General features: G+C 41.6%; 27 protein-coding genes. 16 read left to right on the top strand and 11 right to left on the bottom strand.

The features are described 5' to 3' along the window. Positions 1 to 31 precede the first annotated feature (31 nt). Complete coding sequence (gene kduI, locus FGL37_RS07480; RefSeq protein WP_028071099.1) at positions 32 to 877, bottom strand: 5-dehydro-4-deoxy-D-glucuronate isomerase; 846 nt, start codon at positions 875 to 877, stop codon at positions 32 to 34. A 154-nt stretch (positions 878 to 1,031) separates the two neighbouring features. Here kduI and surE point away from each other — a divergent pair, with 154 nt between their 5' ends. The 8 genes from surE to FGL37_RS07440 all read left to right on the top strand — a co-directional run bounded on the left by surE (position 1,032) and on the right by FGL37_RS07440 (position 9,387). Continuing rightward, positions 1,032 to 1,841: a 5'/3'-nucleotidase SurE gene (surE, locus tag FGL37_RS07475; protein ID WP_028071098.1), complete on the top strand. Its 810-nt coding sequence runs from the start codon at positions 1,032 to 1,034 to the stop codon at positions 1,839 to 1,841. After that, the gene (locus FGL37_RS07470) at positions 1,822 to 2,091 is read left to right on the top strand and encodes a hypothetical protein (RefSeq protein ID WP_051607160.1); all 270 of its coding nucleotides are present in this window, start codon (positions 1,822 to 1,824) and stop codon (positions 2,089 to 2,091) included. The genes surE and FGL37_RS07470 overlap by 20 nt, the downstream gene beginning before the upstream one ends. Positions 2,092 to 2,196: 105 nt before the next feature. Continuing rightward, entirely contained in the window at positions 2,197 to 3,066 is an 870-nt protein-coding gene (locus FGL37_RS07465; protein WP_028071096.1) for a 1,4-dihydroxy-6-naphtoate synthase, read from the top strand. Positions 3,067 to 3,332: 266 nt separating this feature from the next. Then, positions 3,333 to 6,620 (top strand): preprotein translocase subunit SecA, encoded by a 3,288-nt coding sequence (gene secA / locus FGL37_RS07460; protein WP_028071095.1) that lies wholly within the window; start codon positions 3,333 to 3,335, stop codon positions 6,618 to 6,620. 20 nt (positions 6,621 to 6,640) lie between these two features. Continuing rightward, positions 6,641 to 7,099 (top strand): SPOR domain-containing protein, encoded by a 459-nt coding sequence (locus FGL37_RS07455; RefSeq protein ID WP_028071094.1) that lies wholly within the window; start codon positions 6,641 to 6,643, stop codon positions 7,097 to 7,099. Between the two features lie 13 nt (positions 7,100 to 7,112). Then, positions 7,113 to 8,303 carry a M20 metallopeptidase family protein gene (locus FGL37_RS07450; protein ID WP_037533962.1) on the top strand — a complete coding sequence of 397 codons (1,191 nt, stop codon included), beginning with the start codon at positions 7,113 to 7,115 and terminating at the stop codon, positions 8,301 to 8,303. Between the two features lie 11 nt (positions 8,304 to 8,314). Then, a complete protein-coding gene (locus FGL37_RS07445) occupies positions 8,315 to 8,890 on the top strand; it encodes a hypothetical protein (protein WP_028071092.1) in 576 nt (191 codons plus the stop codon). After that, entirely contained in the window at positions 8,887 to 9,387 is a 501-nt protein-coding gene (locus tag FGL37_RS07440; protein ID WP_028071091.1) for a GNAT family N-acetyltransferase, read from the top strand. The genes FGL37_RS07445 and FGL37_RS07440 overlap by 4 nt, the downstream gene beginning before the upstream one ends. Here FGL37_RS07440 and FGL37_RS07435 read toward each other — a convergent pair. Beyond that, positions 9,384 to 10,688, bottom strand: a complete 1,305-nt coding sequence (locus FGL37_RS07435) for a M28 family metallopeptidase (protein ID WP_028071090.1) — start codon at positions 10,686 to 10,688, stop codon at positions 9,384 to 9,386. The genes FGL37_RS07440 and FGL37_RS07435 overlap by 4 nt on opposite strands. Before the next feature lie 230 nt (positions 10,689 to 10,918). Between FGL37_RS07435 and FGL37_RS07430 the strand changes: the two genes are divergently transcribed. From FGL37_RS07430 to FGL37_RS07420, 3 genes are read left to right on the top strand one after another with little or no spacing between them, the layout of a single operon-like run. Beyond that, on the top strand, positions 10,919 to 11,233 hold the full coding sequence (locus tag FGL37_RS07430) for a rhodanese-like domain-containing protein (protein WP_028071089.1): 315 nt from the start codon (positions 10,919 to 10,921) through the stop codon (positions 11,231 to 11,233). Position 11,234: 1 nt separating this feature from the next. Further along, positions 11,235 to 11,531: a hypothetical protein gene (locus FGL37_RS07425; RefSeq protein WP_028071088.1), complete on the top strand. Its 297-nt coding sequence runs from the start codon at positions 11,235 to 11,237 to the stop codon at positions 11,529 to 11,531. 1 nt (position 11,532) lies between these two features. After that, complete coding sequence (locus tag FGL37_RS07420) at positions 11,533 to 11,775, top strand: DUF6358 family protein (protein ID WP_028071087.1); 243 nt, start codon at positions 11,533 to 11,535, stop codon at positions 11,773 to 11,775. 68 nt (positions 11,776 to 11,843) lie between these two features. On the opposite strand, the gene gcvT is transcribed toward FGL37_RS07420, so the two are convergent. The 6 genes from gcvT to FGL37_RS07390 all read right to left on the bottom strand — a co-directional run bounded on the left by gcvT (position 11,844) and on the right by FGL37_RS07390 (position 16,245). Then, on the bottom strand, positions 11,844 to 12,926 hold the full coding sequence (gcvT, locus tag FGL37_RS07415; protein WP_028071086.1) for a glycine cleavage system aminomethyltransferase GcvT: 1,083 nt from the start codon (positions 12,924 to 12,926) through the stop codon (positions 11,844 to 11,846). An 80-nt stretch (positions 12,927 to 13,006) separates the two neighbouring features. Continuing rightward, positions 13,007 to 13,828 (bottom strand): DUF6929 family protein, encoded by an 822-nt coding sequence (locus tag FGL37_RS07410; protein WP_138096734.1) that lies wholly within the window; start codon positions 13,826 to 13,828, stop codon positions 13,007 to 13,009. After that, complete coding sequence (locus FGL37_RS07405; protein WP_028071084.1) at positions 13,825 to 14,511, bottom strand: pseudouridine synthase; 687 nt, start codon at positions 14,509 to 14,511, stop codon at positions 13,825 to 13,827. The genes FGL37_RS07410 and FGL37_RS07405 overlap by 4 nt, the downstream gene beginning before the upstream one ends. A gap of 1 nt (position 14,512) precedes the next feature. Continuing rightward, positions 14,513 to 14,881, bottom strand: coding sequence for a DUF4359 domain-containing protein (locus FGL37_RS07400; RefSeq protein ID WP_028071083.1), 369 nt, complete (start codon positions 14,879 to 14,881; stop codon positions 14,513 to 14,515). A gap of 147 nt (positions 14,882 to 15,028) precedes the next feature. Then, positions 15,029 to 15,529 carry a DUF4112 domain-containing protein gene (locus FGL37_RS07395; protein ID WP_232048651.1) on the bottom strand — a complete coding sequence of 167 codons (501 nt, stop codon included), beginning with the start codon at positions 15,527 to 15,529 and terminating at the stop codon, positions 15,029 to 15,031. Then, the gene (locus tag FGL37_RS07390; RefSeq protein WP_028071081.1) at positions 15,529 to 16,245 is read right to left on the bottom strand and encodes an SIMPL domain-containing protein; all 717 of its coding nucleotides are present in this window, start codon (positions 16,243 to 16,245) and stop codon (positions 15,529 to 15,531) included. Before FGL37_RS07390 ends, FGL37_RS07395 begins: the two co-directional genes overlap by 1 nt. Before the next feature lie 256 nt (positions 16,246 to 16,501). Here FGL37_RS07390 and FGL37_RS07385 point away from each other — a divergent pair, with 256 nt between their 5' ends. Both FGL37_RS07385 and FGL37_RS07380 read left to right on the top strand, forming a co-directional pair. After that, entirely contained in the window at positions 16,502 to 16,693 is a 192-nt protein-coding gene (locus FGL37_RS07385; protein ID WP_028071079.1) for a cold-shock protein, read from the top strand. Positions 16,694 to 16,805: 112 nt separating this feature from the next. Then, positions 16,806 to 17,003, top strand: a complete 198-nt coding sequence (locus tag FGL37_RS07380; protein ID WP_028071078.1) for a hypothetical protein — start codon at positions 16,806 to 16,808, stop codon at positions 17,001 to 17,003. Positions 17,004 to 17,106: 103 nt separating this feature from the next. Here the strand turns inward: FGL37_RS07380 and FGL37_RS07375 are convergent, their stop codons facing one another. The 3 genes from FGL37_RS07375 to FGL37_RS07365 form a co-directional block, all read right to left on the bottom strand. Then, positions 17,107 to 17,613, bottom strand: coding sequence for a DUF805 domain-containing protein (locus tag FGL37_RS07375; RefSeq protein ID WP_081817938.1), 507 nt, complete (start codon positions 17,611 to 17,613; stop codon positions 17,107 to 17,109). 87 nt (positions 17,614 to 17,700) lie between these two features. Then, a complete protein-coding gene (gene recO, locus FGL37_RS07370) occupies positions 17,701 to 18,423 on the bottom strand; it encodes a DNA repair protein RecO (protein ID WP_028071077.1) in 723 nt (240 codons plus the stop codon). Beyond that, positions 18,413 to 18,658, bottom strand: a complete 246-nt coding sequence (locus FGL37_RS07365) for a hypothetical protein (RefSeq protein WP_028071076.1) — start codon at positions 18,656 to 18,658, stop codon at positions 18,413 to 18,415. Before FGL37_RS07365 ends, recO begins: the two co-directional genes overlap by 11 nt. Positions 18,659 to 18,875: 217 nt before the next feature. On the opposite strand from FGL37_RS07365, the gene rpmB reads away from it, so the two are divergent. The 3 genes from rpmB to FGL37_RS07350 all read left to right on the top strand — a co-directional run bounded on the left by rpmB (position 18,876) and on the right by FGL37_RS07350 (position 19,587). Further along, entirely contained in the window at positions 18,876 to 19,109 is a 234-nt protein-coding gene (gene rpmB, locus FGL37_RS07360) for a 50S ribosomal protein L28 (RefSeq protein ID WP_028071075.1), read from the top strand. 76 nt (positions 19,110 to 19,185) lie between these two features. Continuing rightward, positions 19,186 to 19,368, top strand: coding sequence for a 50S ribosomal protein L33 (rpmG, locus tag FGL37_RS07355; protein WP_002998409.1), 183 nt, complete (start codon positions 19,186 to 19,188; stop codon positions 19,366 to 19,368). 51 nt (positions 19,369 to 19,419) lie between these two features. Next, the gene (locus FGL37_RS07350) at positions 19,420 to 19,587 is read left to right on the top strand and encodes a DUF4295 domain-containing protein (RefSeq protein ID WP_081817937.1); all 168 of its coding nucleotides are present in this window, start codon (positions 19,420 to 19,422) and stop codon (positions 19,585 to 19,587) included. The last annotated feature ends 33 nt before the right edge of the window (positions 19,588 to 19,620 follow it).

Raw genomic sequence — 19,620 nt, 5'->3', positions numbered from 1 at the left:
TAAGGCGGAGGGTAGCAGACTATTTTGTCGGCTACTTCAACGCTGTAATGGCACATTTATCCATATCATCATAGTCTAAGTTTTCACCGGCCATTCCCCAAATGAATGTGTAGTTGGAGGTGCCAGCACCCGAATGAATTGACCAGGGAGGTGAAATTACTGCCTGATCGTTCTGTATCCAGATATGACGTGTCTCATCGATTGGCCCCATAAAATGCGATACCGCCTGTCCTTCTGGTAATTCAAAGTAAAAGTATACTTCCATACGTCGGTCATGTGTATGAGCAGGCATGGTATTCCATACAGATCCGGGTTTGAGCTCAGTCATCCCCATCTGCAACTGGCAGGTCTGCACAACTTTATTCAATAACATTTGGTTGATCACCCGATGATTGGATGTTTCAAGTGAACCGAGCTCGATTTTATTGGCATCCTCCTTTGTTACCTTTTTAGTTGGGTAACTGCAGTGTGCTGGAGTAGAATTTAAGTAAAATTTAGCTGGGTTTGCACCGTCCTGACTTGAAAAATAAACCTCTTTAGCGCCTTGGCCCACATAAAGTGCCTCTTTCGTGTTTAAATCGTATCGAGTACCATCCACTTCAACTTGGCCGTTGCCGCCGACATTAATGATTCCCAGTTCTCTTCTGGACAGAAAATAAGGTTCTTTCAACAGCTCAGGGACAGTTTCCAATTTGAGCTTAGCATTTACGGGCATTGCGCCGCCGGCCATATAGCGGTCGTAGTGTGTATAAACTAAGTTAATTTTATCGGTTTCGAAAACTTTTTCAATGAGGAAATTCTCTCGTAATCCATGCGTATCTAACGTCTTGTATTCCCTTGGCCCGATAGCATAGCGGGATTCAAAATTAATGCTCATAACAGAATAATTTGCTTTGTTTAAATGCTAAATTTAGGACTAATATTTATTAAAAGCCATACAATGTTACGCAAACGATGTCGTAGCTATGTAAATGATTTATCGGCACAAGGATTTCCTACAGTTTTATTTTTCAGATTTACTAACTTCGTGTATGGTAAAAAAGAAACCCAATATTTTAGTGGTCAACGACGATGGAATTACTGCACCGGGTATTAAGGTGCTGATGGAAGAAATGCAAAAGATTGGCAATGTTGTGGTTGTCGCCCCTGACTCTGCGCAATCGGGCATGGGGCACGCGATTACACTTGGACGGCCGTTGCGTCTGGATAAGATCAATTTATATGAAGGCGTAGAGATGTATCAATGTTCCGGAACACCGGTAGACTGTGTTAAGCTTGCTGTAAACAAAGTGTTTAAGGGACAGAGGCCGGATATCTGTGTTTCGGGTATCAATCATGGACTCAACAATTCGATCAACGTGCTATATTCAGGTACCATGTCTGCTGCGGTAGAAGGGGCAATAGAGGGGATCCCTTCCGTTGGGTTTTCGCTGGATAATTTTTCGCATGATGCGGATTTCAGTTACTGTAGACCTTATGTTATTTCTATAACCGAACAAGTTCTTGCCAATGGCTTGCCAAAAAACACCTTGCTGAACGTTAATTTTCCGCAAACAAACGGTTTTAAAGGCATTAAGATCTGTCGGCAAGCAGGTGGACATTGGGTAGAGGAGTTTGACGAACGTATAGACCCACATAACCGTGATTACTATTGGACTACAGGAAAATTTGTTTTACAGGACCGTGGTGAGGATACCGATTGTTATGCACTGGCCAATGGTTATGTTTCCGTTGTCCCAACACAGTTTGATATGACTGCGCACCATGCAATTCCCGAACTGAATTCCTGGAGCTTTGATCATTTGGACGAAAATAGCAGGCGTGGAAAAATTGAAAAATAATCTTTGGATAGGCTTTGCAGCCGGCGTTGTTTTTCCTGCATTAGCTTATTTGCTGGTGCGGTTTACAGCAATTGGACTTTATTTTCTACCCGAAAAACCCATGGCTATATACACTATTGCTGTGCTGGTCAACCTGGTATTGTTGCGTTTTGCCTATCGCGGCGGAAAAGACCAGATCGGAAAAGGGATCGTCATGATGACTTTTTTTGCTATGATACTCTATTTAGTCACTCATAAAGTGACCGTATAAAGTAACACTGATGTTCAACATCGCTATATTGGCTGGATCAAGGCTATTAACGGGGGGACAGCTATAGCTGAACACTATTAGATTAATACTATTAAATACAAGCATATGAAATTAACATTGGGATTCTCTCCCTGTCCAAACGATACGTTTATCTTTGATGCGCTTATTCACCATAAAATCGATACCAAAGGTCTTGATTTTGAAGTAGAATATCAGGATGTGGAGACCTTAAATCTGAAAGCTTTTCAAGGTGATCTGGATGTTACCAAACTGAGCTATCATGCCTTTGCCTATGCCGTTGAAGACTATGAGCTGCTGGATGCTGGCAGCGCTTTAGGCTTTGGTGTGGGGCCAATGCTGATCACGAAAGACCCTTCTTTGGCTCTTGCCCTTCAGGAGAAACTCAATAAGGGAGAAGGGCTGGGCGAACACAACAAATTAAGGGTCGGTTATCCCGGCAAGTATACCACGGCAAATTTTCTATTAGGGCTTGCGTTTCCTGAATTAACCAATAAGATCGAACTGGTCTTCTCAGAAATCGAGAGTGCTCTTTTGGATGGCTCAATTGATCTTGGGCTTATCATCCATGAAAACCGCTTTACTTATGCGCAGAGAGGACTATTCAAAGTGGTTGACTTGGGGGAGTACTGGGAAACAACGACAAAATTTCCGATTCCTCTCGGCGGCATTGTGGTAAAAAGATCACTGTCGAAAGAGGTTAAGGACACCTTGAATAAAGTGTTGAAAGAAAGTGTTGAGTTCGCTTTCGCCAATCCAAAATCCGGACTCGATTTTATCCGCAGCCATGCCCAGGAAATGAGTGAAGAGGTGATGTACAAACATATTGATCTTTATGTCAACAAATACTCGGTCGAACTGGGTGCTGAAGGCCGTAACGCTATTACAAAAATGTTTGAAAAGGCTCAGGATCTTGGTTTTATACCCCGTTCTGACCGGAAGCTATTTTTGTCGTAGGAAGTGTATTGCACGGAGTTGATTGACTATAGTTATCTACTGCACAATCCGTATAATTATGATAACTTGATAACCAGTTCGCGAGAGAATGTCATCACTTTGCCAAGCACATAACGGATAACAAAAAAATAAAGCAAAAAAAATAGGTGTAAGCTGTTAGATATCATATCTAATAACTAAATTTGCCCGATTAGTGTCAAATTGTCTGCAATTTTATTTTGGAGTCATTATTGCACAAAATCTTTAGTTGAGATAGAAAAAAAATTATGTTAAAGTTTTTAAGTAAATTATTTGGAAGTAAATCCGAGAGAGATATCAAGGGAATTCAGCCGGTGGTAGAACAGATCAAGGCTGAATACGATAAGCTTTCAAATCTAACCAATGACGAGTTACGTGCCAAAACCGTTGATTTCAAAGAAAGAATTAAAAATTACCTAGCAGATATTGACCAAGAAATTGCGACGCTGAAAACCGAAGCGGATCAGGATGAGGATGATATGGCAAAGAAAACTTCTATTTACGAGCAGGTGGACAAACTGTCTAAAGATCGTGATAAGAAGTTAGAGGAGGTACTGAAGGAAATTCTACCTGAAGCGTTTGCAGTGGTGAAAGAGACAGCAAGACGTTTGACCGAAAATGAAGAACTAGAGGTTACTGCCAATGACTTTGATAGAGAATTGGCCGTTTATAAGCCAAATGTAATTATCAATGGCGATAAAGCCATCTGGAAAAACAAATGGATGGCGGCTGGTACTGAGGTTACCTGGAATATGGTACATTATGATGTACAGCTGATTGGTGGTATCGTATTACACAGTGGTAAGATTGCTGAAATGGCCACCGGTGAAGGTAAAACTTTAGTAGGAACGCTACCTACTTATCTCAATGCTCTTTCCGGACAGGGGGTACATATCGTAACGGTCAATGATTATCTGGCCCGACGTGACTCCGAATGGAATGCACCATTATTTGAATTCCATGGTTTATCCGTAGACTGTATTGATAAACATCAGCCGAATTCGCCACAGCGCCGCAAGGCCTATCAGGCAGATATCGTATATGGTACGAATAACGAATTTGGCTTCGACTATTTACGGGATAACATGGTGCAGACTCCGGATGCATTGGTGCAGGGAAAATTGCATTTTGCTATGGTCGATGAGGTAGACTCCGTTTTGATCGATGACGCACGTACACCATTGATTATCTCAGGTCCTATACCTCGTGGTGATCAACATGAATTCTATCAACTAAAACCACGTATTGAGCGGTTGGTACATGTACAAAAGGCTTATATCAACACGGTACTGAACGACGCTAAGAAAGCGCTGGCAGCAGGAGATTCCGATGTAGAGGGAGGTGGTTTGGCTTTATTGAGAGCTTACAGGGGACTTCCTAAAAATAAAGCCCTTATCAAGTTTCTGAGTGAAGGTGCCAATCGTTCCATCTTGCAGAAAGTGGAAAATTACTACATGCAGGAGCAAAATAAAAATATGCCGAAAGTAGACGCAGAACTTTATTTTGTAATCGATGAAAAAAATAATCAAGTAGAACTTACTGAAAAAGGTATCGAATTGATTACCGCAACCGGCGAAGATCCTTCTTTCTTTATTTTGCCTGATGTGGGTACAGCAATCGCCGAAATTGAAAAATCGGCTATGAGTTTAGAAGAAAAAGCAGCTCAAAAAGAAGATTTGTTACGTGATTACTCCATCAAGGCTGAACGTATACATTCCATCAATCAGTTGTTGAAAGCATATACATTGTTTGAAAAGGATGTCGAATATATCGTTGACGAAGGAAAAGTAAAAATCGTCGATGAGCAAACGGGACGTATCATGGATGGCCGTCGTTACTCTGATGGTTTGCACCAGGCGATCGAAGCAAAAGAGAATGTGAAGGTGGAAGATGCGACACAAACCTATGCGACGATTACATTACAGAACTACTTCCGCATGTATCACAAGCTATCAGGTATGACGGGTACAGCTTCAACCGAGGCTGGTGAACTTTGGGAAATCTATAAATTGGATGTTGTTGAAATCCCTACCAACCGTGGTATTCAACGGGAGGACCGCCAAGATTTGATTTACCGTACAGCGCGTGAAAAATATAATGCTGTCGCTGAGGAGATCCAGCGATTGACAGAACAGGGCCGTCCTGTATTGGTGGGTACTACATCTGTGGAAATTTCGGAGTTATTAAGCCGTATGCTTCAATTGCGGAAGATCAAACATAATGTGCTGAACGCGAAATTACACCAAAAGGAGGCTGATATCGTCGCAGAGGCGGGCCGCCCGGGACAGGTGACCATTGCGACAAATATGGCCGGCCGTGGTACGGATATTAAGTTGACAGAAGAAGTGAAAAAGGCGGGTGGTCTGGCGATCATCGGTACAGAAAGGCACGAATCCCGCCGCGTTGACCGTCAGTTACGTGGTCGGGCCGGACGTCAGGGAGACCCGGGGTCTTCACAGTTTTTTGTTTCTCTGGAAGACAATTTGATGCGTCTGTTTGCATCCGAAAGGATTTCAAACATTATGGTAAAAATGGGTGTGGAAGAAGGAGAAGTCATGCAGCATAGTATGTTGACCAAATCCATCGAACGTGCTCAGCGTAAAGTCGAAGAAAACAACTTCGGTATCCGTAAGCGCCTATTGGAATATGATGATGTGATGAATTCACAGCGTACTGTAATTTATGCAAAACGTAAAAATGCACTGTTTGGCGAGCGTTTAGACGTCGATCTGAACAATATGATCTTTGACGTTGCCGAAGAGATCGTCGCGGAAGCGAAAGAGCAAGGTAATTATGACGATTTTCAAATTGAAGTCATCCGTATTTTCGCTATTACACCAGAAATTACTGCTGAAGAGTTTGCGCAGGGTAAGATTGAAGGGCTCACCGACCGTCTTTTTGATCAGGCAATCCGCGCGTATCACCATAAAATTGATGCTATCGGTGCATTGACTGTCCCTGTGTTAAATAATGTTTATGCAGAGCGTGGCCAAATCGTTGAAAATGTCGTTATCCCGTTTACCGACGGTATTCGAGGTATTCAGGTTTCGGCAAATCTGAAAAAAGCGATCGACAGCAATGGCAAGGAAGTGTTCAAAGCATTTGAAAAAGGCATTGTACTCGCATTGATTGATGAGGCATGGAAAGAGCACCTACGCGAAATGGATGATTTAAAACAATCTGTTCAAAATGCTGTTTATGAACAGAAGGATCCGATCATCATTTATAAAATGGAAGCCTTTAACCTGTTCAAATCTATGCTCGCATCCATGAATAAAGACGTTGTGAGCTTTATTTTCAAAGGCGAGATCCCTGGTCAGGAAACTACGTCAATGCAGCCTAGACAAGTTGCACAGGCACCTGTAAAGACTGTAGAAACGAAAGCCGAGTTAGGCTCGCCAACTGGAGTGAGTGACGAGGACATAAATGAAGGCCCAAAGGAGCCGATTCGTAACGAAAACACTATCGGGCGCAATGACGAATGTCCTTGTGGTTCTGGTAAAAAATATAAAAATTGCCACGGCGCAAATAACTAATCGATAAGAAAGGTTAAACTATGCTGAAGAGAGGATTGATTTTCATACATGCACTTGTGTTGTTAACGTTTGTTCAGGTAAAAGCACAGGAAAAGGGTGGAGTTACAGTAACCAAAGATTCCTTGATTACACAGCTTCAGAATTTTAGGGCAGCAATGGGAATCAATCCTGTCGAAAGCAAAACTACATCGGTGCCGTCCAAACCTGTAGTCCGCTCTGCGGCAACCCGCATTAAGGTTAGAGGTTTTCGGGTTCAGATATTTGCTGGTGCTAGTCGCAATCAGGCATTTTCAGAGCAGACACGTTTTCGCAATATGTATAAGGATATTGATACCTATATTACCTATGATGAACCTAATTATCGGGTAAAAGTGGGCGACTTCAGAAGCCGCTCGGAAGCGAATGCATTTATGCGGGAGCTCCGTCAATATTTTAGTAACGTTTTCGTTTTTTCGGAAAACGTTTTTGTCTATCAATAAATCAATCAACCTTATGGCAAGTACGAAAGAAAAAGTCCTGGCCTTAGCCCATCAATATTTTGAAGATACCGTTTCCAATCGTAGACATCTTCATCAAAATCCCGAGCTTTCTTTCGAAGAATATCATACATCTGCTTTCGTAAAAAGACAGCTGGATCTATTAGGTATTCCCTATGAGTCTAAAGCTGATACAGGGATCGTCGCCTTGATTAAGGGCGAATTGCCGTCTGATCACGTCATCGCTTTGCGTGCAGACATGGACGCTTTGCCCATTCAGGAAGTCGAGGGACGTTCTTATGGTTCCAAAAATCCCGGTGTGATGCATGCTTGTGGTCACGATGTACATACTTCGTCTCTATTGGGGACAGCCAAGATTCTGCACAGCTTAAAAGCCGAATTTGGTGGAGTAGTGAAATTAATCTTTCAACCTGGCGAAGAGCGGCTGCCCGGCGGTGCATCCATTATGATCCGGGAAGGAGCTTTGCAGGACCCTGCCCCCTCTGCCATCATTGGCCAACATGTCATGCCTTTCATTGAAGTAGGCAAGGTAGGATTCCGGGAAGGGAAATATATGGCCTCCTGTGATGAATTGTTTATGACGGTAAAAGGAAGAGGTGGACATGGAGCACATCCACATCAGAATATCGATCCCATAGTGATCACCGCGCATATTATCACAGCTTTGCAGCAGATTGCAAGCCGATTTGCGGATCCGCGCACGCCGACTGTGCTGTCATTTGGTAAAATCATCGCTAATGGTGCCACGAATATAGTTCCGGACCAGGTTTACCTGGAGGGGACATTCCGCACATTCGATGAGAAATGGCGTGCCGAGGCACACGAAAAAATGGTCAAAATGGCGACAGGCATCGCCGAAAGTATGGGCGCAATCTGTGAATTTGAGGTGCGCAAAGGATATCCATTTTTGATTAACGAACCCGAACTGACAAAAAGTGCACGTACTTTCGCTGAAGAATACCTAGGCAAGGAAAATGTAGTGGATTTGGACCTTTGGCCCGCTGCAGAAGATTTTTCCTATTATTCGCAGGAAATTAACGCATGCTTCTATCGGTTGGGTACGGGCAATAAGGCTAAAGGGATCGCTTCAGCAGTCCATACACCCACCTTCGACGTAGACGAAGCTTCCTTGGAAATCAGCACGGGACTTATGGCTTACATTACCTTACGTAGGCTAGGTTATTAATTCATACCGGTATGTCGTCGCATCATATTGTTCGGGAGAATCAAGAACCGGCTCTGCTTATTGATGATCTGTTCTTAATTAACGAGGAGAATCTTGGGCAGTTGCTCGAGTGGAGCCCTACTGTTATTATAGAAAATAATACAGTGGATGCACTGGACGCCCGTGGATATAAATTTGACATTGTATTTGCGCAGACGAACTCCGACCGGCTACAGGAAAATGTAAAAATAGTACCTTATAGCGCTACAAATTTCCTGGAGGCTTCACTTAGCTATTTGATTGAGCAGCATTATCAAGCAGTGAATATTGTTACAGATCAGATCGAACTGCGGCGTTATGAACCCTATTTGGATCACATCAATGTGGTATTATTTATGCACGACATGCGCTATTCTTTTGTCTCAAACGGCTTCACCAAATGGAAACCTGGAGGTGAACGTATTTACATCGATGCGGTGGATGCGGACATAAGCGCTGAAGGTCTCAAAAAGATCAGATCAGGGATATATGAGACGACCAAGGATGGCTTATTTAAGCTGGAATTTTCAAAATCCAACTATATTTTGATAGGAGAGACAATTTTATGATAACGATCGAATTAGCTGAACAAACTGATATCCGCAGTATTTCCAATATGGCACATGTTATCTGGCCAGACACCTATGGTGATATACTGTCAAAGGATCAGATCGATTTTATGCTTGATAAAGGCTATACAGCGGAAGCACTGGCCGAGAGTATGGTCAATGGCCAATTCTTCTATATTCTGAAAGAGGGAGGTATAGGCCAAGGCTTTATTGCGCTCAAAACTCTTGAGGACAAACTTCGGATCGAAAAGCTTTATATCATGCCGGGGGTACAAGGTAAGGGCTTTGGCAAAACTTTGATTGATTTTGCGGTCGAAAAGGCACGAAGCAAAGGCAGGAGCATCGTCGAACTGAATGTCAACCGAAGTAACCCTGCTTATCATTTTTATCTTAAACAGGGCTTTCATGTGACGGAGCGCGTCGATATTCCGTATTATGACTATATCCTTGATGATTATGTCATGCAACGCGTTGTCATGCCGCTACCAATTGCTTAATCTTTTAATTTCTCGACACGGGACGGTGTTTGTCTACCCTCGACTATGCCAGAAGCTCCGATGGCAATAGCTTCGATGCTGGATATAATATTTTGAATATTCAACGTGGACACTTCATCTTTCACAGTATGATAATACGGGTCTTTATCCATTTGGGAGGTCGAAAATGAGTGTGCCGGTACACCGTTTGCTGCTAATACTGCATTGTCACTCCGATAAAATAAGTTCTGCTTCTTGTAAGGGTCGGGATAGAATTTAAAACTGGTATTTTTCAGGTTTTCCTGCATCAGACGTCCGAGGTCAGAATGATGATATCCCGTGATATAAACGGTATTCGGACCGAATTTTGAATCTTTTCCGATCATCTCCATATTGATCATGGCCACGACTTGTTCAGCGTCGATATGATTAGAAAAATATTTAGAACCATACATGCCCAGTTCCTCAGCTGTGAAGGCAATGAAAATCAGTGTCCTTTCGTTGTTATTTTTCTTTTTATAATATTCGGCAAGGGCCAGCATGGCTGTTACTCCTGAAGCATCATCATCCGCGCCGTTTGCAATGGAGTCTTGTCCAACTGCTGGTAATATACCAATATGATCATAGTGGCCTGAAAAAATTACAAATTCGTTTGGTTTAGTTTTTCCCGGAATGATCCCTGCTACATTGAAAAGCTCGTTCTTCTGCATATTCCATTCGCTGTCCACGGTAAAAGTCTGAGGTGTTTGAGCCGTCAATATATACACTATCGAGCGTTTTTCAGCATGCTGTTCGTCAACAAATTTTGCTCCACCGAGCATTTGCTTAAACCGGGTAAAATAAGTTTCAAAAGAAGGATCAACACATACGAGTACGTTTTCCTTGGATTGGGAATACGCTCTAAAAGCGAGAGAAAAATCCTCGCCTGAACCAATTTTTGCTATTTTTATGCGCTCTTTATCCGTCCAGTGCAAGGGCGTGTGATCGCCTAATGCCAAGATATGTTCGGGTGCAATTGTTTGTCCGTTGATAACTGCGGATTGTGTTTTAGGTGTGATTTTGTCCAGATAGAAGGTCTGTCTGAAATTCGGCTCTGCATAAGGAACAAGGCCGATCCTTTTCATTTCTCCCGCGATAAAATCTGCGGCGTGTTCAATATCTTTTGTCAGCGCTGATCGCCCACCCATGCTATCGGAAGCCAATGTATTCAATATACGGCTTACTTGCTGCCGTTGCTGACCAGAGATGACCTGCTGCCCCAACAGGGGTAAAGTGGTAGTCAGGAATACTATAAAAAATGATATTTTAGAAAGTATATGCATGTGTAGTTAGTTAATATTACGGGTTGAATATAGTGATTTTATGGACAGAATCATGGATTGTCAGACTATTTAACACAGCTTTATTAAGCATGTCGGTGGCGGGATGCAGCAATAGTAAGCACTCTGCACCCTCAACCACCATCCACAAAAGTTAGCACGTATATTGCTAATGCAATTATAATTGGATATAAATGCAAATTTATCTAAGTTTGAATATAAATTATTTGACAATGAAAGAAGTATCTGTACAGGAGTTAAAAAATAAGATCGATAACAACGAGGATTTTCAGCTGATTGATGTGCGTGAACCGTTTGAATACGAAGTTTCGAATTTGAATGGCCTCAATATTCCGCTTTCGGGAATCTTGATTGAAGCCGATAAAATCGCCAAAGATAAACCTGTGATTGTGCAATGCCGTTCGGGTAAGCGCTCAGCTCAGGCTATTTTATTGTTGGAACAGCAGGGGTTTGATAACCTGGCAAATTTAAAGGGCGGCATTTTGGCCTGGAAAGAGGAAATCGATCCGGAGTTAGACGTGTATTAATATGAAGAACTTGGAGCATCAGACTAAACAAGCCTTCTTGTTTAGTCTTGCTTTTTATATCGTGGCCTTATTGGCCCGATTATTTAACCTTGGTATCTTCCCCATATTAGGTAGCCTCTCCATTTTGCTTTCTCTTCTATGGGTCGTATTGGTCTTGCTGGAGATCATGCGTTCACAAGCTATTTCCAATATCGAACGGTTGGGAATGGCCCTAAGCATTGTCTTGTTTAATGTTGTCGGCGGTATTCTCTATTTCTTTGTCTGGAGACCGCGTGTGTTGGGACTAACAAAAAAATAATATGACAAAATATTTTATACTAAATGTAGTACTGAATCTGGCCATTGTATTTTTGGCCTACTGTGCCTTCGAGGGGTATAAAGCTGGAAATATGCTGGTGACGGGATTGTCTATTGCATTTTTGGTAGTTTTGATCTATCTAAAAGTTGTACTTAGCAAGCGTATAAGAGCCGTGATCCAGCAGAAAGATGTTGAAAAAAAACAACAGTACGCAGCAAAGCAGCAGAAGCAAAAAACTAAATAGTAGAGCTTCAAACAGAAAGAGCAGGAAACCGGAGTTCCCTGCTCTTTCTGTTTGCATATGAAAAGCTCTTATTTCACAAAAGGAGGTTTAGTTACCTTAGCTTTAACTTTTTGATTTCGGATAAGGATAAAGATATCGGTGCCGTCTTTGGCAAAAGCTGTATCAACATAACCTAAGCCAATCGACTTTTTCAATGTAGGCGACTGTGTACCTGAAGTCACCCGACCGATGTTGTTGCCTTCAGCGTCCACGATTTCGTAGTCATGACGTGGGATTCCCCGGTCTATCATTTCGAACCCAACCAGCTTTTTCTTCAGTCCGGCTTCTTTTTCGGCTTTCAGTGCAGCGGCATTAACAAAGTCTTTAGTAAACTTGGTGACCCAGCCTAATCCCGCTTCTAAAGGGGAAGTGTTATCGTCGATGTCATTTCCATATAAGCAGAAACCCATTTCCAGACGCAATGTGTCCCGGGCGCCCAGACCAATAGGTTTGATGCCATAGGGCTTTCCTGCTTCAAAAATGGCGTCCCAGACTTTTTGCGCATGTTCGTTGGCAACGTAGATTTCAAAACCACCAGCACCGGTATATCCCGTTGCAGATATCAAAACATTCTCTACTCCTGCAAAAGTGCCTTTCGCAAAGGTATAATACTCCATTGGAGCGAGTTCAATATCCGTTAAGGATTGTAGTGCATCGGCAGCTTTAGGACCTTGAACGGCAAAAAGAGAGGTTTGGTCAGAAATGTTTTTCATTTCCACGCCTTCCGAGTTGTACTTTGAAATCCAGTTCCAGTCTTTTTCAATATTCGACGCGTTGACAACCAAAAAATAGGTTTGCTCATCAATACGGTAGGTTAAGAAATCGTCCACCACACCGCCCGTTTCATTGGGGATATAAGCATACTGGACTTTACCATCATATAATTTGGATACATCGTTTGAAGAGATTTTTTGAAGCAGATTCAAAGCTTTTTCACCTTTTAGAATGAACTCGCCCATGTGGCTTACATCAAAAACTCCTACACCTGTACGAACTGTTTCGTGCTCATCGTTGATACCAGTATATTGTACCGGCATGTTGAAGCCTGCGAAGGGTACCATCTTTGCTCCTAAAGCAATGTGCGTCTCCGAAAGGGCGGTATTTTTTAACATAAAAATTAAGTTTTAATCAGTTACAAATTTAACAAAATATACGTGATTCCTATTGGCGAATCCATTTTAGAACAAACGATTTAATTCGTTACTTTCAGGGAATAAACGATAAGTTGCTCGTCCTCACTGTCACTGTCCGCGCAAAGCAGAAAGACTAAGCCATCTTCGTGCGCTTCCTTGAGCGTTATCCCCTCAAATTTATGGTTCTCTGGAATGGGCCAGACTTCTGGGGCAGAACGGAGGTCAGCGGAAAGCTTACCGAGCATTGATCCTGCAATTTCACCGTCATCGTAAGTCGATTTCGCATCTTCGGCTGTGGCGATAAAATAGATGTCGTTGCCCACGAGCGTCGCGTCAGAGAAGCCTGTGGCAACACCATTCAGGGTAGGTAAGGCCATAGGGATATAACGAGATCTATTTTCAGATGCTGGATAATACTCCAAAATCCCGTTTATCCCATTGGGCCCATTTCCCCTGTTGAAAAAAAGGATTCGGTCATCGATGTGCAGGACACCTTCAATATTGAAATCTTCTTCACTTATCCTAAATTTCTTCATCAGAAGGGTATATACCCTGCTATAATCTTCGTGGACAAGTTGCTTTCCGTCCCAGATAAAGCGGTCGTTCCTTCTTCCTGTGGATCCCGACCCGTAAAGGTAATAGCTTTTTCCGTCAAAAGCGATGGACTCAAGATCCATTTTAGAAGCTTTGGGTACATTTTCCATGGGGCTTGCTTCCAGAAGAACGGTTTTATATAATCGTTGCTCACCCAAGTGATAGTGGTAGAGATAATTGCTGTTGTCAGATACGATATGCAATTCCTCTCCATGGTAAACGAGACCCGACGCTGCGGCGATGCCCGATATTCTGATAAAGGTTTCGAGAATTAGTTTTAACATCATGCCTTTATATCTAGTATGTCAATGACTCTTTGGAAATCGGCTTGTAAAGGAGCCTTTATATGAATCATATGGTTGGACAATGGATGTTTGAACGTCAGTTGGGAAGCATGCAATAGCATGGTATCCATCTGGTACGTTTCCTTCCAGAACTTATTTTGCTTATTGCATCCATGCGGCCGGTCACCGATAATAGGATAAAAAATATGCGCAAAGTGCCTCCGCAACTGATGCATGCGGCCCGTAAGCGGGTTTGCTTCAACAAGACTGTAGCGCGATGTCGGGAACTTGCCGAATGGGACGGGAAGTTCACTGTTGGCGAGTAGCCTGAATGTTGTCTTTGCATCCTGCAATGTACCATTTTCTTTTTTTAACGGATAATCAATCACACCATCGGTCGGTGCAAAGCCACGTAGGATAGCCAGATATTTTTTGTCGATCTGATGCTCCTGAAAGCTTTTTTGCAGGTATTGATCTGTTTCTTTATTGAGAGAGAATAAGAGCACTCCACCTGTTTTCCGGTCCAGGCGGTGGGCAGGGTATACGGTTTGACCTAATTGATCTCGCAGTAACTGGAGTGCAAACTCCGAAGTGTCCCGAGCAATGGAGGAACGGTGTACTAATAAACCATGTGGTTTATTGATCGCTACAATGACGTCATCCTGGTAAAGAATTTCTAAGGGCATATTAGATTTTTTTCAGTGCAGCAATAATCTCATCTGCTTTTTCGTCAATCTTGGGACTTAGCCAGATATACCTAAATGCACCCCCGCCGATCACCTGCTCGGTACCCTGCCATTTAATTTTCGTCAGAGAGAAAAGATAATAATTATCAACAATGACCGAACTCTGGATAAAATTATCCACCAATTTGTTTCCAAAAAGTTGCATACCCAGCCCAAAAAAATCCTGATCCTTGGCATGTATCTGATTTTTTAGCAGCTGCTCTGCTTTAGCACGCACCACCTTTTCATGTTCCTCTTTGCTTGGATTGGTCAGTATGGCTGCAAGCATAATGACGATCAACAGCAGTGCAAATATTCTTTTTTTGCTCATTTAGTGTTGTATTAATGTAGATGGAACGCTATCAGCGTCCGTCTAAGATGTTGTCAAAATTATCAAATTGAAATTAGAAAATTGAGAATTGTTTTATGTTGTACCAAAAGGGGAGTGAGGCGGCAGTTTGCGGCAAAGGCTGAGATCTTAAATGGAAATGCCATTGAGGAGCGAAAATGCCCAGGAGAAGAAAAGCCAGATCAGGTAAAAGGTGAGGCCTGTAAAAATCAATAAAACAAGTAGTATACTCAGAATAATACCCACACCCGATCCGCTGTGTCGACCTTCGTAATAATGTTCGTGGAGCAGTTTGATATTTCTTTCATTGGCTTTGCTGAAAAAATCGAAAATATTGCCGAAAAAAGGAATACTGCCCAGGAGAGCGTCCAAGCAGATATTAAGCAGCATACGAATGACTAACCTAGGGCTAGCGCCGTTTCTCCACATTGCAATGACTAGTACTAGCGATGTGCCGAATCCGGCAATAGCGCCGCCCAGCGGAATAAAGTTCAAGATAGGATCCAGCCCAAATCGAAAACCACCGATGTTGAACTGATTATCCATTAACCAAGATATTCGGTTGATCCAACCGAAATCTTGGTCAATTTGTTTTTTTTTATCTTCGGGAGATAGTACTCTACGCATCATTACAACAATTCGAAAGAAGCGCTGATTTCGCTTGTCACTTTCATTGGCCGGATATCCAGGTCAAGTCCGTTGCCCGCTGCCTGGTCAGCAGATTCCGCCATAGCACTTTTGTACATAGCATTACGCATAGTAGGCTGAACACCAAAGATAATTTGCTGCGGTGTCTCAGACAGTACGATAGCTTTACCGATTTTTTGGCCGGCGGCTTCGGCCAGTATCTGCGCATTGGCTTTAGCATCTAATACAGCTTTTGTTTTCAATGTTTTTTCAAGTTCTTTTTTCTTTGAATAGTCATATTCACTGATATACGTACTTTGGATACCCGCTTTATCGACACCATCTAGTAGTTGACTCAAGTTGTTTAGATTTGTTACTTTGATGCGGTATTGTCTTGACAGTAATATATCGGTATCCTTTTTCTTTTTGTCTGGCGTATTGTAGCTCCAGATATTTTGGATGGTGAAATCTTCTTTTTTAACACCGGCTTTTGTTGCTGAATCAAATAGATCTTTTTCCAGCTTATCTATCGCGACTTTTTTCTTCGTATTTCCATTTTCATAGAATTCCTTTAGCGTGACATCAATATAGATGATATCCGGTGTTACTTCTTCTTCTGCGCGGCCCACAGTCGATACAAACTCTTTATTTACCATTTGTTGAGCATTTGTTTGTGAAATCAAACCTAAAAAAGCTAGTCCTAATAATAATTTTTTCATCGTTCTAAATTTGTTGATCGTTTTCTTATTTTTTGATGGCGCAACTGTCGCCGTTGTGGTTGCCGTGGATATATCTTTTGTGCATATCCCGCCGGCGGAATATTTTTTAAAGTTTTGTAATAATACGATTGCTATTATCGCATTGCTACAAGATTGGAGCCAAAGTTTTCAAAAAAGTTTAAAGCATAAAAAAATAAAAAGGTGAAGATTTTTGATTTTATTTCTATACCTTTAGGGAAATTAATAATATAGTGCCATGCAAGAAGGTAAAGTAAAATTCTTTAATGAGACCAAAGGTTTCGGTTTCATCATCCCTAATTCAGGCGAGAGCGAAATTTTTGTTCACGTTTCGGGATTAGTAGACAAAGTTCGTGAGAATGACAATGTATCTTACGAAATTGAACAAGGCCGTAAAGGTCTTAATGCGGTAAATGTAAGAGTTATCTAATTAGATTGAAAATATATTTATTGTGGAAAAGCCCATGTTCAGCGCATGGGCTTTTTTTATTTAACTTTGGACTGATAATTGTATGACTGAACTAAAAAATACTCAAGTGAAGATGAAACGTGCATTATTATTGATTTTTTCGGCGATGGTTGCGATCTCTATGACCGCATGTTATTCGACCCACCACAGACATGGGCATCGGCATGGGCCGAAAGGTATGCCTCCCGGACACGCAAAAAAATATTATGGAGAAAAATCGGCAAAAGAGTTTGCTCCGGGACAGCAAAAAAAGAGAAAGCATAGACATTAATAACGGCCGGGACATCTCGGTACCTGTTACAGCTCAGGGAAGATGTCTCAGCTTGAATAAAAAGAGCTTTTACGCAGGTAAAAGCTCTTTTTAATTAATGGAATTATGCAAATGGATCCTTATCTGTAGCTGGAGGATTGGTGGACTGCGAACTTCCGAATGGGTCTTGCCTTGGTGAAGAGCCAAAGGGATCCTGGCTTTGATTGAATGGGTGATTCGCGCCATTTTCCAGTGCTTTTGGGTCAGGGCCATATTGATTAGGCCCTTTGTCTCCTTCCAAGATTTCGAGGTAAAGAAGATAGAGCCCACCCACAAAAGGGATCAAAGAAACGAGTATAAACCAACCTGACTTATTGGTGTCATGCAACCTTCTAACTGTGACTGCCAAGCTAGGGATAAATAGTGCCAGTCCGAGAAGGCTTATGACGCCGTATACAAGCATGGCCAATGTATCACTTATAATCGAAAGAATTCCGCCCACAATACCTAAGCCTATATACAAAACAAATACAGATAATACATACATCCAGTATTCTTTACGACGCGCGCGGCCTTCAAAATTTGCGTAGTTGTCGCGTACAACTTTTAAAAAAGCTTCTTTTAGTTCCATATGAATATGATTTTAGGTGAAAACTTGTGTTAGTTAATTTTTTATTCAACAGTGTTTTTGTTACAATAAATGTACCAATTACGTGTTTTAACGAAAAATCTCCTCTAGGATATAGAGTGATTTCACTTCCCTAAAGTCGGTACGATGAAGTCTGTAAAAGTCCAATAACTTTTCCAGCAGAAATTGACGGTCCGCAGCTGACATTTTAATGCGGTCACAATTGGAATATTCACTTTCGATAAGTTTGCGGAAAATAGAGGTATGCGGTTCCTGTAAGACCTGCGGATGTTCAGGAAGATTATTTGAAAACGTCGCTTCGTGAAGATTGAAGTAGGGAAGAGCCTGCTTAGAAGTGATCGGGTAGAAACCAAGGAAACGGGTTAACTTGATCAGAAATACCAAGTGAAAATTGGCTAGATTTAAATGAGTTTCATCCAGCCAGCGAATGGATTGGTGGATAAACTCAAATAAATACGGATCACTTTCCTGCTCCTTCAGAATCTTATAAAGAATTTCATTGAGGAATAGCGCTAGCGAACTTTTTATGATATCATAAGGAATTTCTCGTAGTGAGGGCGTCTGTTGCGCTTCAGCAATTCGCTGCAGCGAGCCATTATCTTTGTGCGTTGCAACTATTTCCAGCAGATGCAAGGGTTGTAGAATATTGGCTTTGATTTTCGCCTTCGGTTTACGCGCCCCGGTGATGAGATAAGATTGCGTACCGAAAGCTTCAGTGTAGATTTGTGCAACCAGACTACTTTCCGAATAGTTGGTTGTCTTTAAAACAATCCCCCGCGTTTTACTCAGCATCTCCCTCTTTGTGTTTTTTGTGAGCTTCTTCGCGCATTTCGATGATAGCATTCCGGTCCACTTTGCGGATCATGCGATAGATCAAGGTCAAAAAGCCAGCACTGAACGCGATAACCCCGACAAGCATCGCGATCTTATACCAGTCCGATCGCCTTTCCATTAGGTAATAACCCAGCCCAACCAACAGCACGCCGATGATTATTTCCCGTAAGCCCTTGCGAAGATATTTGTTCATAAATGTGAATTGTTGAAAACTATTTTGATTATACAGCAAATATAATACAATAAAATGCTTTATTTTTGCCCTTACCGTTCCTGTGAACAACTATTTTTAAAAATAATTCCCACAATGTTGTTGCTTATCTAAAAAAAAATATAGATATTTGCAAACTCTTTGCAGAGAGTGCAAAGGATTAATATATTGTAATAAAGACAACAAAAAAGATAATATCATGTCAAGAATTTGTGATTTAACAGGCAAAGCGGCGTTAACAGGAAATAACGTTTCTCACTCAAACGTTAAAACTAAGCGTAAATTCTATCCAAATTTACAAACTAAACGTTTTTACATTCCAGAAGAAGATCGTTGGATTACGTTGAAAGTATCTACTTCTGCTATCAAGACTATCAACAAAAACGGCATTACAGCGGCAATCAATAAATTTATCGCTAAAGGATCAATCTAATTGATATCTCGCCTGTTACATTAAGATTATTCATGAATTTCAATCCTATGAATAGGATTCAAAATAAAGTAAAACAATGGCTAAAAAAGGAAATAGAGTACAAGTTATCTTAGAATGTACTGAACACAAAGAAAGTGGTCTTCCGGGAATGTCTCGTTACATCACAACTAAAAACAAAAAGAACACAACTGAACGTTTAGAGTTGAAAAAATTCAATCCTGTGTTGAGAAAAGTTACTGTTCACAAAGAAATTAAGTAATTCACCCATCTTAGCACTTGCAATGAGGGCTGAGTAAAATATTTATATACCATGGCAAAGAAAGCAGTTGCATCGTTACAAAAAGGTGGCGGTAAAGAATTTACAAAGGTTATTGTTACTACTAAATCTGCAAAAACTGGCGCTTATACTTTCAAAGAAGGTATGGTTCACAACGATAAAGTGAAAGAAGTAGTTGCAGAAGCTCAAAAAAATAACTAGTAGCATTTTCCTTTTTTAAAGTTTTTCTTTAAA

This window comes from Sphingobacterium thalpophilum (assembly GCF_901482695.1).
Taxonomy (GTDB): domain Bacteria; phylum Bacteroidota; class Bacteroidia; order Sphingobacteriales; family Sphingobacteriaceae; genus Sphingobacterium; species Sphingobacterium thalpophilum.
The sequence above is the reverse complement of the archived record's forward strand: the minus strand, read 5'-3'. Positions and strand labels throughout refer to the sequence as shown.

Coding starts and splice junctions, on each gene's coding strand:
- FGL37_RS07395 (WP_232048651.1), bottom strand. CDS start 15,529: ATGATGCGTAGAGTACTATCTCCCGAAGATAAAAAAAAACAAATTGAC.
- FGL37_RS07400 (WP_028071083.1), bottom strand. CDS start 14,881: ATGAGCAAAAAAAGAATATTTGCACTGCTGTTGATCGTCATTATGCTT.
- FGL37_RS07455 (WP_028071094.1), top strand. CDS start 6,641: ATGCTGAAGAGAGGATTGATTTTCATACATGCACTTGTGTTGTTAACG.
- FGL37_RS07365 (WP_028071076.1), bottom strand. CDS start 18,658: ATGAACAAATATCTTCGCAAGGGCTTACGGGAAATAATCATCGGCGTG.
- kduI (WP_028071099.1), bottom strand. CDS start 877: ATGAGCATTAATTTTGAATCCCGCTATGCTATCGGGCCAAGGGAATAC.
- FGL37_RS07410 (WP_138096734.1), bottom strand. CDS start 13,828: ATGATGTTAAAACTAATTCTCGAAACCTTTATCAGAATATCGGGCATC.
- rpmG (WP_002998409.1), top strand. CDS start 19,186: ATGGCTAAAAAAGGAAATAGAGTACAAGTTATCTTAGAATGTACTGAA.
- FGL37_RS07350 (WP_081817937.1), top strand. CDS start 19,420: ATGGCAAAGAAAGCAGTTGCATCGTTACAAAAAGGTGGCGGTAAAGAA.
- FGL37_RS07440 (WP_028071091.1), top strand. CDS start 8,887: ATGATAACGATCGAATTAGCTGAACAAACTGATATCCGCAGTATTTCC.
- gcvT (WP_028071086.1), bottom strand. CDS start 12,926: ATGTTAAAAAATACCGCCCTTTCGGAGACGCACATTGCTTTAGGAGCA.
- FGL37_RS07405 (WP_028071084.1), bottom strand. CDS start 14,511: ATGCCCTTAGAAATTCTTTACCAGGATGACGTCATTGTAGCGATCAAT.
- FGL37_RS07465 (WP_028071096.1), top strand. CDS start 2,197: ATGAAATTAACATTGGGATTCTCTCCCTGTCCAAACGATACGTTTATC.
- FGL37_RS07435 (WP_028071090.1), bottom strand. CDS start 10,688: ATGCATATACTTTCTAAAATATCATTTTTTATAGTATTCCTGACTACC.
- FGL37_RS07450 (WP_037533962.1), top strand. CDS start 7,113: ATGGCAAGTACGAAAGAAAAAGTCCTGGCCTTAGCCCATCAATATTTT.
- recO (WP_028071077.1), bottom strand. CDS start 18,423: ATGCTGAGTAAAACGCGGGGGATTGTTTTAAAGACAACCAACTATTCG.
- FGL37_RS07445 (WP_028071092.1), top strand. CDS start 8,315: ATGTCGTCGCATCATATTGTTCGGGAGAATCAAGAACCGGCTCTGCTT.
- FGL37_RS07390 (WP_028071081.1), bottom strand. CDS start 16,245: ATGAAAAAATTATTATTAGGACTAGCTTTTTTAGGTTTGATTTCACAA.
- secA (WP_028071095.1), top strand. CDS start 3,333: ATGTTAAAGTTTTTAAGTAAATTATTTGGAAGTAAATCCGAGAGAGAT.
- FGL37_RS07385 (WP_028071079.1), top strand. CDS start 16,502: ATGCAAGAAGGTAAAGTAAAATTCTTTAATGAGACCAAAGGTTTCGGT.
- surE (WP_028071098.1), top strand. CDS start 1,032: ATGGTAAAAAAGAAACCCAATATTTTAGTGGTCAACGACGATGGAATT.
- FGL37_RS07430 (WP_028071089.1), top strand. CDS start 10,919: ATGAAAGAAGTATCTGTACAGGAGTTAAAAAATAAGATCGATAACAAC.
- FGL37_RS07420 (WP_028071087.1), top strand. CDS start 11,533: ATGACAAAATATTTTATACTAAATGTAGTACTGAATCTGGCCATTGTA.
- FGL37_RS07425 (WP_028071088.1), top strand. CDS start 11,235: ATGAAGAACTTGGAGCATCAGACTAAACAAGCCTTCTTGTTTAGTCTT.
- FGL37_RS07380 (WP_028071078.1), top strand. CDS start 16,806: ATGAAACGTGCATTATTATTGATTTTTTCGGCGATGGTTGCGATCTCT.
- rpmB (WP_028071075.1), top strand. CDS start 18,876: ATGTCAAGAATTTGTGATTTAACAGGCAAAGCGGCGTTAACAGGAAAT.
- FGL37_RS07375 (WP_081817938.1), bottom strand. CDS start 17,613: ATGGAACTAAAAGAAGCTTTTTTAAAAGTTGTACGCGACAACTACGCA.